Genomic DNA, 13,840 nt, shown 5'->3' with positions numbered 1-13,840 from the left:
GTGCGCGGTGTTCGTCAGCGCCAGCGCGGGCGACGACGACGCGCAAACGGTCGACGGCGCATCGCTCGCCGGCGCGCTCGCGCGCAACGTGACCGCGCCGCTCGCAGTGGCCCGTGCGCTCGCCGACGCGACGCCCGACGCCGCGCGCGAGCACGAAGCGCTGCGCGCCTGCGCGATCCACGTGCTGGATCAGGCCCTGTTTCACCCGGCGCCGGCGCAGCTGTCGCACGCGCTGATGCAGGCCGCGCTGAACCGCGCGACGTCGGCGCTGGCGCTGGCGCTCGCGCCGAAGGTGCGGGTCGCGGCGCTCGTGCGCGGCCACGCGCCGCACGCGGACGACATCGCGGCGGCCGCCTGCTATCTCGCGAGCGCGCCCGGCGTGACGGGCGCGACGCTGACCGTCGACGGCGGCGAGCACCTCGTGCCGCCTGCCGCCGGCCCGAATGAATGAACTGCGCGGATCGCGCGGCCTGACTGCCGCCGCCCGCGCCGCTTTGCGTGCGCGCACGCCAATTTGACTGGGACGACCATGTTTTCCGCTCTCCTGCACCCCCGCCTCGCGGATTGCCGCAGGCTCTACCTGCGCGACTACGAGGTGCACATCAACATCGGGGCCTTCGAACACGAGAAGCGCGGCGAGCAGCGCGTCGTCATCAACGTCGACCTGTTCGTGCCGCTCGCGCTGTCCACCCCCGTCGACGACCGGCTGCATGAAGTCGTCGACTACGACCTGATGAAGCAGAGCGTCGCGCAATGCGTGGCGCGCGGCCACATCCATCTGCAGGAAACGCTGTGCGACGCGATCGCCGCGCGCCTGCTGGCGCACGATGCCGTGCGCGCGGTACGCGTCTGTACCGAGAAACCGGACGCCTATCCGGACTGCGACGCCGTCGGCGTCGAAGTCTTTCGCATCAAGGACGAGGAGCGCGCATGAACGCCCCCCACATGAATGACACGGCGGCCGATGCCGCCCCCCTCGACGACGCCGCCCCGGCCGGCCGGCCGGTGCTGACGCGCCGCGAACAGAAGGACGCGTACGAGAACAACAAGCTGTTCAAGCGGATCGTGCGCCAGGTCGGCCAGGCGATCGGCGACTTCAACATGATCGAGCAAGGCGACAAGGTGATGGTGTGCCTGTCGGGCGGCAAGGACAGCTACGCGATGCTCGACGTGCTGCTGCGCCTGCGCGAGCGCGCGCCGATCGACTTCGACATCGTCGCGGTGAACCTCGACCAGAAGCAGCCTGGCTTCCCGGAGCACGTGCTGCCGGAATACCTGAAGCAGGTCGGCGTGCCGTTCCACATCGAGAACCAGGACACCTACAGCATCGTCAAGCGGCTCGTGCCCGAAGGCAAGACGACCTGCTCGCTGTGCTCGCGGCTGCGCCGCGGGATCCTGTATCGGGTGGCCGGCGAGCTCGGCGCGACCAAGATCGCGCTCGGCCACCACCGCGACGACATCGTGCAGACGCTGCTGCTCAACATGTTCTACGGCGGCAAGCTGAAGGGGATGCCGCCGAAGCTGCAGTCGGACGACGGCAAGAACATCGTGATCCGCCCGCTCGCCTACGTGAAGGAAACCGATCTGGAGAAATACGCGGAGCTGCGCGAATTCCCGATCATCCCGTGCAACCTGTGCGGCAGCCAGCCGAACCTGAAGCGCGCGGAAATGAAGGCGCTGATCCGCGAATGGGACAAGCGCTTCCCGGGCCGCGTCGAGAACATGTTCAACGCGCTCGCGAAGGTCGTGCCGTCGCACCTGATGGATACGACGCTGCACCCGTTCCAGTCGCTGCGCGCGACAGGCGTTGCCGATCCGCAAGGCGACATCGCGTTCGACGAGGAACCGTGCGCATCGGGCGACGACACCTCGGCGCCGGGCGCGGCCCGGCCGATCTCGATCGTCCAGTTCGACGACCTGTAAGCGGGGCCGGAACGCCGCCGGAACCGGGGCCCGCGCCCCCTTTCCGGCGCTGTCGCCCCGCCGCGACAGGCCCGGAACGGCGGGGGCCGCATGCTAAAATGGACGGCTTCGAACTCCTCTGACAAGCTGGCGCCATGAATATCGTGATTTTGGCGGCAGGCACCGGCAAGCGCATGCGTTCCGCGCTGCCGAAAGTGCTTCACCCCCTGGCCGGCAGGCCGCTCCTCTCCCACGTCATCGACACCGCGCGCACGCTGCAGCCGTCCCGGCTCGTCGTCGTCGTCGGTCACGGCGCCGAGCAGGTCCAGGCCGCCGTCGCCGCACCCGATGTCCAGTTCGCGGTGCAGGCCGAGCAGCTCGGCACCGGCCATGCGGTGCGCCAGGCGCTGCCGCTCCTCGATCCCGCCCAACCGACGCTCGTGCTGTACGGCGACGTGCCGCTCACGCGCGCATCGACGCTGCAGCGCCTCGTCGACGCCGCGCGCGAAGGCCGCTACGGGATTCTGACCGTCACGCTCGACGACCCGACCGGCTATGGCCGCATCGTGCGCGACGCATCGGGCTTCGTCACGCGCATCGTCGAGCAGAAGGACGCGTCGCCGGACGAGTTGAGGATCGCCGAGATCAACACGGGCATCATCGTCACGCCGACGGCCCAGCTGTCGATGTGGCTCGGCGCGCTGAAGAACGAAAACGCGCAGGGCGAGTACTACCTGACCGACGTCGTCGAACTCGCGATCGAGGCCGGCTTCGAGGTCGTCACGTCGCAGCCCGACGAGGAATGGGAAACGCTCGGCGTGAACAGCAAGGCGCAGCTCGCGGAACTCGAGCGGATTCACCAGCGCAATGTCGCGAACACGCTGCTCGTCGACGGCGTCACGCTCGCCGATCCGGCGCGCCTCGACGTGCGCGGCACGCTGCACTGCGGCCGCGACGTGTCGATCGACGTGAACTGCGTGTTCGAAGGTAACGTGACGCTCGCCGACAACGTGACGATCGGCCCGAACTGCGTGATCCGCAATGCGTCGGTCGGCGCCGGCACGCGCATCGACGCGTTCACGCATATCGACGGCGCCGCGCTCGGCGCGAACACCGTGATCGGCCCGTACGCACGGCTGCGCCCGGGCGCGCAGCTCGCGGACGAAGCCCACGTCGGCAACTTCGTCGAGGTGAAGAACGCGGTGATCGGCCACGGTTCGAAGGCGAACCACCTCACGTACATCGGCGACGCCGACATCGGCGCGCGCGTGAACATCGGCGCGGGCACGATCACCTGCAACTACGACGGCGCGAACAAGTTCCGCACCGTGATCGAGGACGACGTGTTCGTCGGCTCCGACACGCAGCTCGTCGCGCCCGTGCGCGTCGGCCGCGGCGTGACGATCGCCGCCGGCACGACGATCTGGAAGGACGTGGCCGACGGCCTGCTCGCATTGAACGAGAAGACCCAGACCGCGAAGAGCGGTTACGTCCGCCCGGTCAAGAAGAAAACTTAACATCACGCGGGTGCCCTACGGCATCCGCTTCGACATAGAAGGTAGATTTCATGTGCGGCATTGTCGGCGCAGTTGCGCAGCGTAATATCGTTCCGGTGCTGATCGAAGGTTTGCGGCGCCTCGAATACCGTGGCTACGACTCGTGCGGCGTCGCCGTGCTCGAGCCGGGCGCACCGAAGCGCGCGCGCAGCGTCGCACGTGTCGCCGATCTCGACACGCAGGTGCGCGAGTCGCACCTCGAAGGCACGACGGGCGTCGCGCACACGCGCTGGGCCACGCATGGCGCGCCCGTCACGCACAACGCGCACCCGATCTTCTCGTCGGACGCGCTCGCGCTCGTGCACAACGGCATCATCGAGAACTTCGAGCCGCTGCGCGACGCGCTGCGTGCGAAGGGCTACGAATTCGTGTCGCAGACCGACACCGAGGTGATCGCCCACCTCGTGCACAGCCTGTACCGCGGCAACCTGTTCGACGCCGTGCGCGAAGCCGTGCATCAGCTGCACGGCGCGTATGCGATCGCCGTGATCCACAAGGACCAGCCGCACACCGTCGTCGGCGCGCGCCAGGGTTCGCCGCTCGTCGTCGGTCACGGCGACGGCGAGAACTTCCTCGCGTCCGACGCGCTCGCGCTCGCGGGCAGCACCGACCGCTTCACGTTCCTCGAGGAAGGCGACGTGTGCGAGCTGTCGCTCGACGGCGTGACGATCGTCGACCGCCTCGGCGCCACCGTGCAACGTGAAATCCGCGTCGTCAGCGCGTACGGCGGCGCGGTCGAGCTCGGCCCGTATCGCCACTTCATGCAGAAGGAAATCTTCGAGCAGCCGCGCGCGATCAGCGATACCGTGCCGCAGACGGAAGCGTTCGACGCGACGCTGTTCGGCGACGCCGCGCCCACCGCGTTCGCGGAGATCGACAGCCTGCTGATCCTCGCGTGCGGCACGAGCTACTACTCGGGCCTCACCGCGAAGTACTGGCTCGAATCGATCGCGAAGATCCCGACCCAGGTCGAGATCGCCAGCGAGTACCGCTATCGCGAATCGGTGCCGAACCCGCGCCAGCTCGTGCTCGTGATCTCGCAGTCGGGCGAGACGGCCGATACGCTCGCGGCGCTCAAGCATGCGCAGTCGCTCGGCCACACGCATACCCTCGCCGTCTGCAACGTCGCGACGAGCGCGATGGTGCGCCTGACCGAGATGCAATTCCTGACGCACGCGGGCACCGAGATCGGTGTCGCGTCGACGAAGGCGTTCACGACGCAGCTCGTCGCGCTGTTCGTGCTGGCCGCGACGCTCGGCAAGCTGCGCGGGCACGTCGACGCCGCGCAGGAAGCCGAATTCCTGAAGCAGCTGCGCCACCTGCCGGCCGCGCTGAACAGCGTGCTCGTGCTGGAGCCGCAGATCATCGCGTGGTCGGAAGAATTCGCACGCAAGGAAAACGCGCTGTTCCTCGGCCGCGGGCTGCACTACCCGATCGCGCTCGAAGGCGCGCTGAAGCTGAAGGAGATCTCGTACATCCACGCCGAGGCCTATCCGGCCGGCGAACTGAAGCACGGGCCGCTCGCGCTCGTCACGGAGGCGATGCCGGTCGTCACGGTCGCGCCGAACGACACGCTGCTCGAGAAGCTGAAGTCGAACATGCAGGAAGTGCGCGCGCGCGGCGGCGAGCTGTACGTGTTCGCCGATGCCGATACGCAGATCGTCAACGACGACGGCCTGCACGTGATCCGGATGCCGGAGCACTACGGCCAGCTGTCGCCGATCCTGCACGTCGTGCCGCTGCAGCTGCTCGCGTATCACACCGCGTGTGCGCGCGGCACCGACGTCGACAAGCCGCGGAACCTCGCGAAATCGGTGACGGTGGAGTAAGGCGAAATGCCGGTCGGCGCGGCGCGCTGACAAGACAGACGGAGAGACAATGGTAAGACTGTTTGGATGTGGCTTGCTGGCGCTGACGTTCGCGTCGACTGGCTGGGCCGCCGAGCACTATGTCGAGGTCTGGAACCCGCCCGAGGCGCGGCATCCCGCGGCACGCACACCGGATGCCCGTACGCCGGATGCCCGTATGCCGGCCCCGCACACGGGCGCCGACGTACGCACCGGCAAGGGCGCGGAGAAGCACGCGAGCGCCACGCCGAAAGCCGCCGCGAAACCGCACAAGCGCCGCGTCGCGCAGGCCGTGAAAGCCGGTTCGCATCGCCCGGCAGCCACCGCGACCGACACGCCGGCTGCACCGCGCCCGGTCGCGCAACCTGCGCCTGGCCGTCTCACGGTGATGCACCCTGCCGGCGCCGACGAGACGCACGCGCTAAGCTTCTCCAACATCCCGCGTCAATACACGCCGGACGGCAACGTGCTGCAGGTCGGCACGCACGGCCGCTCCGCGGAGGTGACTCGATAATGGAAGCGCAGACCTACCACGGCTACCAGATCTGGGGCCACGCGATCCTGCAGCAGGACGAGATCATGCAGCCGGAACGCTTCGCGGCAAGCGGCACGATCACGCAGAACAACCGGCTCGTGGAAGCGTCCGGCGTACTCGGCGTGTTCGACACCGAAGACGACGCGCGCAATGCGGGGCTCGAATGGGCCCGCGCGTGGATCGACAACCACAGTTGACCGAACCCGGTTGCACGCATCGCACATGAAAGAAGGGGCGTCCATGACGCCCCTTCTTTCATTCGAACCCGGGAAAACTCACGCAGCGGCGCGCGGCGGCCTCACCGTCTCCTGCGGCCGGCCGACGAGCCGTGCCAGCACGAGAATCGCCACCAGCGTCGCGACGTACGCGGCAATCTGGATGCCCGCAGGACGCGCGGTATAGCCGATCAGCGTATGCAGTGCCTTGCCGACGATGCTCGATTCCTTGAGCAGCCACGACGTATCCCAGACCGCATCGCCCCACGACGGCACGAGGCCCGCAGCCAGCAGGAAGCCGACGCACTGGCTCGCCATCCCCGCCGCGAGCAGCACGATCAGCGCGTTGGTCACGGAGAACAGGCGCTTCAACGGAATCTGCAGCAGGCCCGCATACATCGCATAGCCGAGCCCGGCGCCGCCGAGCACGCCGAGCAGCCCGCCGGCGATCATCTGCGGCGTCTGTCCCGGATCGCCCGCCGCGATCCCGTACAGGAACAGCACGGCCTCGGAACCCTCGCGCAGCACCGCGACGCCGACCACGATGGCCAGCCCCGTCAGCGGCCGGCTGCCGGCCGCCACAGCCCGGCCGACCTCACCCATGTGCAGCGCCATCTCGCGGCCGTGCCGGCTCATCCAGATGCAGTGCCACGCGAGCATCAGCGTCGCGACGAACATCACGCCCGCGTTGAAGACTTCCTGCCCCATGCCGGACGCCCATTGCGAGATCACGTCGGCGAACGCCGCGATCAGGCCGGCGCCGATCACGCCGCCGGCCAGCCCGCCGCTCACCCACCAGCCGCGTCGCGGCACGCCCTTCGTGGCGGCCATCACGATCGAGACCACCAGCGCGGCCTCGAGCACTTCACGAAAGACGATCAGGGCAGTAGACAGCATGTCGGTATCGGCTTACTTGACGGTCAGGTGCGTCTTCGACTGCGCTTCGTGATACTCGTCGTGGAATTCGTAAGTACCGGCCTTCAGCGGCCCGACCAGGATCTCGACCGACTTGCCGGCCGGCACGACCTTCTCCGCCTTGAAGTCGTCGCTCTCGAATTCCGCGGGCGTCGCGTCGAGGTTCTTCACGACGAATTTCACCTTCTTGCCGGCGGGAATCGTCACGCCGTCGGGCGAAAACTTGTGGTCCTTCAGGGTCAGGTTGACGACGTCGTCGGCAGCGAATGCGGACGTTGCCGATGCGCCCAGCAGGGCCAGCGCGAAGCCAAAAGCAAAACGATTCATGGTCGGAAACGGAGAACGGATCTTGAGGGGAATCGATACTAAGAGCGATTCGCATTTCCTCATTGAATGCCCGCGTTGCCGCTATGGGGATCGCGCTTCATACCGTTTCGCCGAGCGTTGTCCGGAAAGGCTTTTCCCGGCGCGCGACACGGCACGGCCGCGGTCAATCGGGCCAAACACCGACCGGCATGCGCGGCAGCGCGCCGATTCGTCCGATTACAGCCATACGCATCATCGGCCGCAAGGTATCCTGCACACAACGCTTGACCTTCCCACCATGGCAAACTTCATGCTGACGGTGTTCGTCAATCGTCAACTCAGGAGAACACGATGGAATTCGAAGTCCAGGACATGACCTGCGGCGGCTGCGCCAATGCGATCACGCGCGCGGTGACGGCCGCCGATCCCGCCGCGAAGCTCGACATCGACGTCGCGGCGAAGATCGTCAAGGTCGAATCGGCGCAAGGCGCGCAGCGCGTGCAGTCGATCATCGAAGCCGCCGGCTTCCACCCCGCGCTGCGCAGCGCATAACGCGCGCACGATGGCTGGCGCACCGCCGAACGGCGATGCGCCGGCGCCCGGCATCGCGTCAGCGCAGCCGGATCAGCGTCGACTTCAGCTCGGTGTACTTCTCGAGCGCGTGCAGCGACTTGTCGCGGCCGTTGCCCGACTGCTTGTAGCCGCCGAACGGGAAGTTCATGTCGCCGCCCTCGTCATAGCAGTTCACCCACACGGTGCCCGCACGCAGCCGGCGCGACACGTCGTGCGCGGTCGTCAGGTTCGACGTCCACACGGCCGCGGCCAGCCCGTATTCGGTGTCGTTCGCGATCCGCACGGCCTCGTCGACGTCGTCGAACACGATCACCGACAACACGGGCCCGAAGATCTCCTCGCGCGCGATCTTCGCATCGGGCTTCACCTCGAACACCGTCGGCTCGACGTAGAAGCCGCCCGTCTCCTGCTTCACGCGCGCACCGCCCGTGACGAGCCGGCCTTCGCTGCGTCCTGCGTCGATATAACCGAGCACGCGCTCGAGCTGGATGCCGTCGACGATCGCCCCCATCGACACCGACGGATCGAGCGGGTTGCCCGGCACGTATGCGCGTGCAGCCGCGACGAGCTTCTCGATGAACGCATCCTTGATGTCGCGATGCACGAGCAGCCGCGAGCCGGCCGTGCACATCTCGCCCATGTTGTAGAAGATCGCACCGGCCGCGGTCTGCGCCGCGCGGTCGAGGTCGGGGCAATCGGACAGCACGATGTTCGGCGACTTGCCGCCAAGCTCGAGCCACGCGCGCTTCAGGTTCGACTGCGCGGCGTACTGCATGATCAGCTTGCCGACGGCCGTCGAGCCCGTGAACGCGATGCAGTCGACGTCGCGATGCAACGCGAGCAGCTTGCCCGGCTCGCCGGCGCCCGGCACGACGTTGAACACGCCGGCCGGGATACCGGCTTCGAACGCGAGCTGCGCGACGCGGATCGCGGTCAGCGGCGATTTCTCCGACGGCTTCAGCACGACGCTGTTGCCGGCCGCGAGCGCGGGACCGAATTTCCATGCGGCCATCAGGATCGGGAAGTTCCACGGCACGACGGCCGCCACCACGCCGACCGGCTCGCGCGTGACGAGCCCGACAAGATGATGGTCGGCCGGCGCGACCTCGCCGCCGACCTTGTCGATCGCTTCCGCAAACCATTCGACACAGTACGCGGCGCCCGGCACGTCGACCGTCGTCGTGTCGCCGATCGGCTTGCCGGCGTCGAGCGTCTCGAGCAGCGACAGCTCGTCGAGATGCTCGCGCATCAGCGCGGCCCAGCGCAGCAGCACGGCCTTGCGCGCGCGCGGATTCAGGCCGGCCCACACGCCTGCGTCGAATGCGCGGCGTGCGGCCGCGACGGCTGCGTTCACGTCCGCTTCGCCGCAGTCGGCGACCTTCGCCAGCACGCGGCCGTCGATCGGGCTCACGCAGTCGAACGTCTTGCCGCCGTGCGCGTCGCGCGACGCGCCGTCGATGAATGCGCGCCCTTCGATCTCGAGCGACGCCGCCTTGTCCTGCCAGTCAGCCAAAGTCAACTTGTTCATCAGGATGCCTCAATGTTGTGACATTCGCGATGCGGCACGCCGCGCGCGTCGCGCGCGGCCGGCCGTCAGCGAATGCGGTGACGCGCGGTCAGAAGGTCGCCGGCGAATTGGCCGAGACGACCTCGCAGATCAGATCCGCGCTGGGATTGCGAAAACGGTGCGGCAAACGGCTTTCGAAGTAGTAGCCGTCTCCGGGGTCGAGCAGCCACGTCGCGCCGTCGACGGTCAGCTCGAGCCGGCCCGACACGACGACACCGCCCTCGTGCCCCGCGTGCACGAGCATCTCGGGCCCCGTGTCGGCGTGCGGCTGATAGATCTCGCGCAGGATGCACATGTTGCGATCCTTCACGCTCGCGCCGACCAGATGAAACGCGAGCGTGTCGTTGCCGAGGTTCGGCATTTCGTCACGGCGCGACACGACCGAGCGCGATTCGACGAGCTCGAACGTGAAGAACTCCGCGAGGCTCATCGGGATGCATTCGAGCAACTTCTTCAGCGAGCCGACCGACGGGCTCACGCGCCCCTGTTCGATCAGCGAGATCGTGCCGTTGGTCACGCCGGCGCGCTTCGCGAGTTCGCGCTGCGACAGGCCATGCTTGTTGCGCACGAAGCGCAGGCGCTCGGCGACTTCGGTGGACATCGATTCGGTTTCGGACACGATAAGTGCGATGACAAAGTGAAACGACGCAGTGGACAGCCGTTGAATATTCTAATCACTTTATGCCGCAGATCAGCGGGGAAAACCCTGAAAGGCGTTCGAAATAATGAACACCAAGTCGATTATTCGTTTTACGAATCTTTTATACGCACTGCTCGGGAAACCCCTGATGCAGGACCGTTAAAAAACATTTGACGCCGTTTTTGGCTCGTATATGCTGGCTCTCAGGTCAGCGTCATCAGGCTTTCACAGGCATCGAAAAGCGTTATCGCAACGCAACAATTGATGCCCGTCAATGTAAGTGGCGCAGGACCGGCGCCTTGATTATTTTAAACGCCCAGTGCGTTGAAACGGTCGGGTGTTCAATACTTTCAACAACCCAGTCGAGTGTAATCGTGAGAGTCCGTGGCCCTCTGGTGAGGTGGGATCGAGGCGATGTGCGAAGTTTGCGCAGCGCCGTTCCCGCTTCCGACGGCAGTTGCGGCTGGCATAGTCCTCGCCTGCTTCACCTGTCGATCTACACCATCCTGTCCCGTCGTTCCGTTCGGCGCCACAACGCCGTTTCCGCACGCGCATTCGTCGCCGTCGATACCGACGAAGTGGCGTCGCTGCTGCCGTAGCGCCTCTCCTTTCTTCACGTCGTTCGTTTTGTTTGCCGATTCGCCAACCGCATCGTCCGTGCGGTGACGGAACGCGTTCGCGCATTCGTTGCCGCGTCGCGTATCGCAATGAAACGAACGACGGCCTGATCGTCGCGCGCAGCGCGGATCGCCACGCCATCCCGTTGCGCCCACTCACCAGCGGCCTTGCGCTTTGCGCCAGGCTGCGGGGTCGTGTCGTGCCTGCGTTTTGCCGCATTCATCCCGGCGCACGCCACATCCCTACGGATTACTGATTGACGTCATGGAAAGGAAACCTCTCGTCGGCCTCACCGCCGACCTCACCCAGATCGGCGCTCACGCGTCGCATACGGTCGGCGACAAGTACGTCGCCGCGATCGTCGACGGCGCGCATGCGCTCGCGATGGTGCTGCCCGCACTCGGCGAACGCCAGCCGGTCGACGACGTGCTCGACGCAGTCGACGGCCTGCTGTTTACCGGCAGCTATTCGAACGTCGAGCCGCACCGGTATGGCGGCGATCCGAGCGCGCCCGGCACGAAGCACGATCCGGCACGCGACGCGACGACGCTGCCGCTGCTGCGCGCGGCGATCGCTGCGGGCGTGCCCGTGCTCGCCGTCTGCCGCGGCTTCCAGGAGCTGAACGTCGTCTGCGGCGGCACGCTGCACCAGCACGTGCATGACGTGCCGGGCCTCGCCGACCACCGTGAGGACGACGACGCGCCGATGGACACGCAATACGGCCCCGCGCACGTCGTGCGGCTGACGCCCGGCGGCAAGCTGCACGCACTCGCCGGCGGCCGCGACGAAGTGCACGTGAACTCGCTGCACAAGCAGGGCATCGCGCAGCTCGGCTCCGGCCTCGCCGTCGAAGCCGTCGCACCGGACGGCCTGATCGAGGCCGTCAGCGTCGTCGACGCACCGGCTTTCGCACTCGCCGTGCAGTGGCACCCCGAATGGCGCCATGCGCAGGACCCGCTGTCGAGCGCGATCTTCCGCGCCTTCGGCGACGCCTGCCGCGCCCGCCGCACGGCCCGCACGCGCGCCACGGCCGCCGCCGCGCTCGCCTGAGCGCGCCGACCCAAACTAACGAGAACAGACATGCACGACATTGAAGACTTTCTGAAACAACACCGGATCACCGAAGTCGAGGCGATCATTCCCGACATGGCCGGCATCGCGCGCGGCAAGATCACGCCGCGCAACAAGTTCACGTCCGGCGAGTCGATGCGCCTGCCGCAGGCCGTGATGGTCCAGACCGTCACCGGCGAATATCCAGAAGACGGCTCGCTGACCGGCGTGACCGATCCCGACATGGTGTGCGTGCCCGACGCATCGACGATCCGCCTGATCCCGTGGGCCATCGACCCGACCGCGCAGGTGATCCACGACTGCGTGCACTTCGACGGCTCGCCGGTCGAGATCTCGCCGCGCTACGTGCTGCGCCGCGTGCTCGACCTGTACAAGGCGAAGGGCTGGAAGCCCGTCGTCGCGCCGGAACTCGAGTTCTATCTCGTCGACATGAACAAGGACCCGGACCTGCCGCTGCGTCCGCCGGTCGGCCGCACGGGCCGCCCCGAAACGGGCCGCCAGTCGTATTCGATCGAGGCCGTCAACGAGTTCGACCCGCTGTTCGAGGACATCTACGAGTACTGCGAAGCACAGAACCTCGACATCGACACGCTGATCCACGAAGTCGGCGCCGCGCAGATGGAGATCAACTTCATGCACGGCGACGCGCTGTCGCTGGCCGACCAGGTGTTCCTGTTCAAGCGCACGGTGCGCGAGGCCGCGCTGCGTCACAACATGTACGCGACGTTCATGGCCAAGCCGATGGAAGACGAGCCGGGTTCGGCGATGCACGTGCACCAGAGCATCGTCGACGAGGAAACGGGCCAGAACCTGTTCACGTCGCAGGAAACCGGCGGCGCGACGTCGATGTTCTACAACTACCTCGCGGGCCTGCAGAAGTACACGCCGGCGCTGATGCCGATCTTCGCGCCGTACATCAACTCGTACCGCCGCCTGTCGCGCTTCATGGCCGCGCCGATCAACGTGCAGTGGGGCTACGACAACCGCACGGTCGGCTTCCGCATCCCGCACTCGGGCCCGGCGGCACGCCGCATCGAGAACCGCATCCCGGGCGTCGACTGCAACCCGTACCTCGCGCTCGCCGCGACGCTCGCGGCCGGCTACCTCGGCATGACGCAACGCCTCGAGCCGACCGAGCCGCTCGTCAGCGACGGCTACGACCTGCCGTACCAGCTGCCGCGCAACCTCGAGGAAGGGCTGACGCTGATGGCCGCATGCGAACCGCTCGGCGAGATCCTCGGCCACAAGTTCCTGAAGGCGTATTTCGCGCTGAAGGAAACCGAATACGAAGCGTTCTTCCGCGTGATCAGCTCGTGGGAACGCCGCCATCTGCTGCTGCACGTCTGAGCGCGCACAACCGAATACGGAATCACGGAGGAAACATGACTTACCGCAACGAATCTGCCTGGATCCAGCCGGCCGCGCCGGCCGCCGCGCCGCGCGCGACGCAGGCACGCTCGACCGCCGAATACCGCGCGCTCGACGCCGCGCACCACATCCACCCGTTCTCGGACATGGGCGCGCTGAACCGCGCGGGCAGCCGCGTGATCGTGAAGGCCGACGGCGTCTACCTGTGGGATTCGGACGGCAACAAGGTGATCGACGGAATGGCCGGTCTCTGGTGCGTGAACGTCGGCTACGGCCGCAAGGAACTCGCCGACGCCGCATACCGCCAGCTGCAGGAACTGCCGTTCTACAACACGTTCTTCAAGACCACGCACCCGCCGGTGATCGAGCTGTCGGCGATGCTCGCGGAAGTGACGCCGGCCGGCTTCAACCACTTCTTCTATTGCAACAGCGGCTCGGAAGGCAACGACACCGTGCTGCGCCTCGTGCACCAGTACTGGCGCGTGCAGGGCAAGCCGCAGAAGAAGTACGTGATCTCGCGCAAGAACGGCTACCACGGCTCGACGATCGCGGGCGGCACGCTCGGCGGGATGGGCTACATGCACGAGCAGATGCCGTCGAAGGTCGAGCACATCGTGCACATCGACCAGCCGTATTTCTTCGGCGAAGCGCAGCCGGGCGAAACGCCGGAAGCGTTCGGTCTCGCGCGTGCGCAGCAGCTCGAAGCGAAGATTCTCGAACTCGGCGC

The 13,840-nt window shown here is 66.9% G+C and carries 16 protein-coding genes; 12 read left to right on the top strand and 4 right to left on the bottom strand.

The genetic code is table 11. From position 1 onward, the window contains the following. The 7 genes from BLA15945_RS37215 to BLA15945_RS37185 form a co-directional block, all read left to right on the top strand. On the top strand, positions 1-451 hold a 451-nt coding region (locus BLA15945_RS37215), incomplete at its 5' end, for a Rossmann fold domain-containing protein (protein ID WP_407045130.1). Between the two features lie 78 nt (positions 452-529). After that, entirely contained in the window at positions 530-934 is a 405-nt protein-coding gene (locus tag BLA15945_RS37210; protein ID WP_047899203.1) for a dihydroneopterin aldolase, read from the top strand. Beyond that, a complete protein-coding gene (gene ttcA, locus BLA15945_RS37205) occupies positions 931-1,923 on the top strand; it encodes a tRNA 2-thiocytidine(32) synthetase TtcA (protein ID WP_059233013.1) in 993 nt (330 codons plus the stop codon). Before BLA15945_RS37210 ends, ttcA begins: the two co-directional genes overlap by 4 nt. 134 nt (positions 1,924-2,057) lie before the next feature. Continuing rightward, positions 2,058-3,419 carry a bifunctional UDP-N-acetylglucosamine diphosphorylase/glucosamine-1-phosphate N-acetyltransferase GlmU gene (glmU, locus tag BLA15945_RS37200; RefSeq protein WP_059233012.1) on the top strand — a complete coding sequence of 454 codons (1,362 nt, stop codon included), beginning with the start codon at positions 2,058-2,060 and terminating at the stop codon, positions 3,417-3,419. A 50-nt stretch (positions 3,420-3,469) separates the two neighbouring features. Then, a complete protein-coding gene (gene glmS, locus BLA15945_RS37195) occupies positions 3,470-5,287 on the top strand; it encodes a glutamine--fructose-6-phosphate transaminase (isomerizing) (RefSeq protein WP_174994732.1) in 1,818 nt (605 codons plus the stop codon). Positions 5,288-5,336: 49 nt separating this feature from the next. Continuing rightward, a complete protein-coding gene (locus BLA15945_RS37190; protein ID WP_174994731.1) occupies positions 5,337-5,819 on the top strand; it encodes a hypothetical protein in 483 nt (160 codons plus the stop codon). Further along, on the top strand, positions 5,819-6,037 hold the full coding sequence (locus tag BLA15945_RS37185) for a hypothetical protein (protein ID WP_059233009.1): 219 nt from the start codon (positions 5,819-5,821) through the stop codon (positions 6,035-6,037). The genes BLA15945_RS37190 and BLA15945_RS37185 overlap by 1 nt, the downstream gene beginning before the upstream one ends. Before the next feature lie 78 nt (positions 6,038-6,115). On the opposite strand, the gene BLA15945_RS37180 is transcribed toward BLA15945_RS37185, so the two are convergent. Then, positions 6,116-6,952, bottom strand: a complete 837-nt coding sequence (locus BLA15945_RS37180) for an FTR1 family iron permease (RefSeq protein WP_059233008.1) — start codon at positions 6,950-6,952, stop codon at positions 6,116-6,118. A gap of 12 nt (positions 6,953-6,964) precedes the next feature. Beyond that, entirely contained in the window at positions 6,965-7,297 is a 333-nt protein-coding gene (locus BLA15945_RS37175; protein ID WP_011353437.1) for a cupredoxin domain-containing protein, read from the bottom strand. A 330-nt stretch (positions 7,298-7,627) separates the two neighbouring features. On the opposite strand from BLA15945_RS37175, the gene BLA15945_RS37170 reads away from it, so the two are divergent. Next, on the top strand, positions 7,628-7,828 hold the full coding sequence (locus tag BLA15945_RS37170) for a heavy-metal-associated domain-containing protein (protein WP_059233007.1): 201 nt from the start codon (positions 7,628-7,630) through the stop codon (positions 7,826-7,828). 58 nt (positions 7,829-7,886) lie between these two features. Here BLA15945_RS37170 and BLA15945_RS37165 read toward each other — a convergent pair whose 3' ends face one another. Further along, positions 7,887-9,377 (bottom strand): aldehyde dehydrogenase, encoded by a 1,491-nt coding sequence (locus BLA15945_RS37165; RefSeq protein ID WP_174994730.1) that lies wholly within the window; start codon positions 9,375-9,377, stop codon positions 7,887-7,889. A gap of 88 nt (positions 9,378-9,465) precedes the next feature. Beyond that, a complete protein-coding gene (locus BLA15945_RS37160) occupies positions 9,466-10,017 on the bottom strand; it encodes a cupin domain-containing protein (protein WP_042976781.1) in 552 nt (183 codons plus the stop codon). A 455-nt stretch (positions 10,018-10,472) separates the two neighbouring features. Here BLA15945_RS37160 and BLA15945_RS37800 point away from each other — a divergent pair, with 455 nt between their 5' ends. The 4 genes from BLA15945_RS37800 to BLA15945_RS37145 all read left to right on the top strand — a co-directional run. Then, positions 10,473-10,655 carry a hypothetical protein gene (locus BLA15945_RS37800; RefSeq protein ID WP_006488040.1) on the top strand — a complete coding sequence of 61 codons (183 nt, stop codon included), beginning with the start codon at positions 10,473-10,475 and terminating at the stop codon, positions 10,653-10,655. Between the two features lie 283 nt (positions 10,656-10,938). Then, a complete protein-coding gene (locus BLA15945_RS37155) occupies positions 10,939-11,724 on the top strand; it encodes a gamma-glutamyl-gamma-aminobutyrate hydrolase family protein (RefSeq protein ID WP_059233005.1) in 786 nt (261 codons plus the stop codon). Positions 11,725-11,754: 30 nt separating this feature from the next. Then, entirely contained in the window at positions 11,755-13,092 is a 1,338-nt protein-coding gene (locus BLA15945_RS37150; protein ID WP_059233004.1) for a glutamine synthetase family protein, read from the top strand. A gap of 35 nt (positions 13,093-13,127) precedes the next feature. Then, positions 13,128-13,840 (top strand): aminotransferase class III-fold pyridoxal phosphate-dependent enzyme (locus tag BLA15945_RS37145; protein WP_174994729.1); only part of this gene is annotated, 713 nt, incomplete at its 3' end.

The sequence above is a fragment of the Burkholderia arboris genome (assembly GCF_902499125.1).
Taxonomy (GTDB): domain Bacteria; phylum Pseudomonadota; class Gammaproteobacteria; order Burkholderiales; family Burkholderiaceae; genus Burkholderia; species Burkholderia arboris.
The sequence above is the reverse complement of the archived record's forward strand: the minus strand, read 5'-3'. Positions and strand labels throughout refer to the sequence as shown.

Coding starts and splice junctions, on each gene's coding strand:
- BLA15945_RS37210 (WP_047899203.1), top strand. CDS start 530: ATGTTTTCCGCTCTCCTGCACCCCCGCCTCGCGGATTGCCGCAGGCTC.
- ttcA (WP_059233013.1), top strand. CDS start 931: ATGAACGCCCCCCACATGAATGACACGGCGGCCGATGCCGCCCCCCTC.
- glmU (WP_059233012.1), top strand. CDS start 2,058: ATGAATATCGTGATTTTGGCGGCAGGCACCGGCAAGCGCATGCGTTCC.
- glmS (WP_174994732.1), top strand. CDS start 3,470: ATGTGCGGCATTGTCGGCGCAGTTGCGCAGCGTAATATCGTTCCGGTG.
- BLA15945_RS37190 (WP_174994731.1), top strand. CDS start 5,337: ATGGTAAGACTGTTTGGATGTGGCTTGCTGGCGCTGACGTTCGCGTCG.
- BLA15945_RS37185 (WP_059233009.1), top strand. CDS start 5,819: ATGGAAGCGCAGACCTACCACGGCTACCAGATCTGGGGCCACGCGATC.
- BLA15945_RS37180 (WP_059233008.1), bottom strand. CDS start 6,952: ATGCTGTCTACTGCCCTGATCGTCTTTCGTGAAGTGCTCGAGGCCGCG.
- BLA15945_RS37175 (WP_011353437.1), bottom strand. CDS start 7,297: ATGAATCGTTTTGCTTTTGGCTTCGCGCTGGCCCTGCTGGGCGCATCG.
- BLA15945_RS37170 (WP_059233007.1), top strand. CDS start 7,628: ATGGAATTCGAAGTCCAGGACATGACCTGCGGCGGCTGCGCCAATGCG.
- BLA15945_RS37165 (WP_174994730.1), bottom strand. CDS start 9,377: ATGAACAAGTTGACTTTGGCTGACTGGCAGGACAAGGCGGCGTCGCTC.
- BLA15945_RS37160 (WP_042976781.1), bottom strand. CDS start 10,017: ATGTCCACCGAAGTCGCCGAGCGCCTGCGCTTCGTGCGCAACAAGCAT.
- BLA15945_RS37155 (WP_059233005.1), top strand. CDS start 10,939: ATGGAAAGGAAACCTCTCGTCGGCCTCACCGCCGACCTCACCCAGATC.
- BLA15945_RS37150 (WP_059233004.1), top strand. CDS start 11,755: ATGCACGACATTGAAGACTTTCTGAAACAACACCGGATCACCGAAGTC.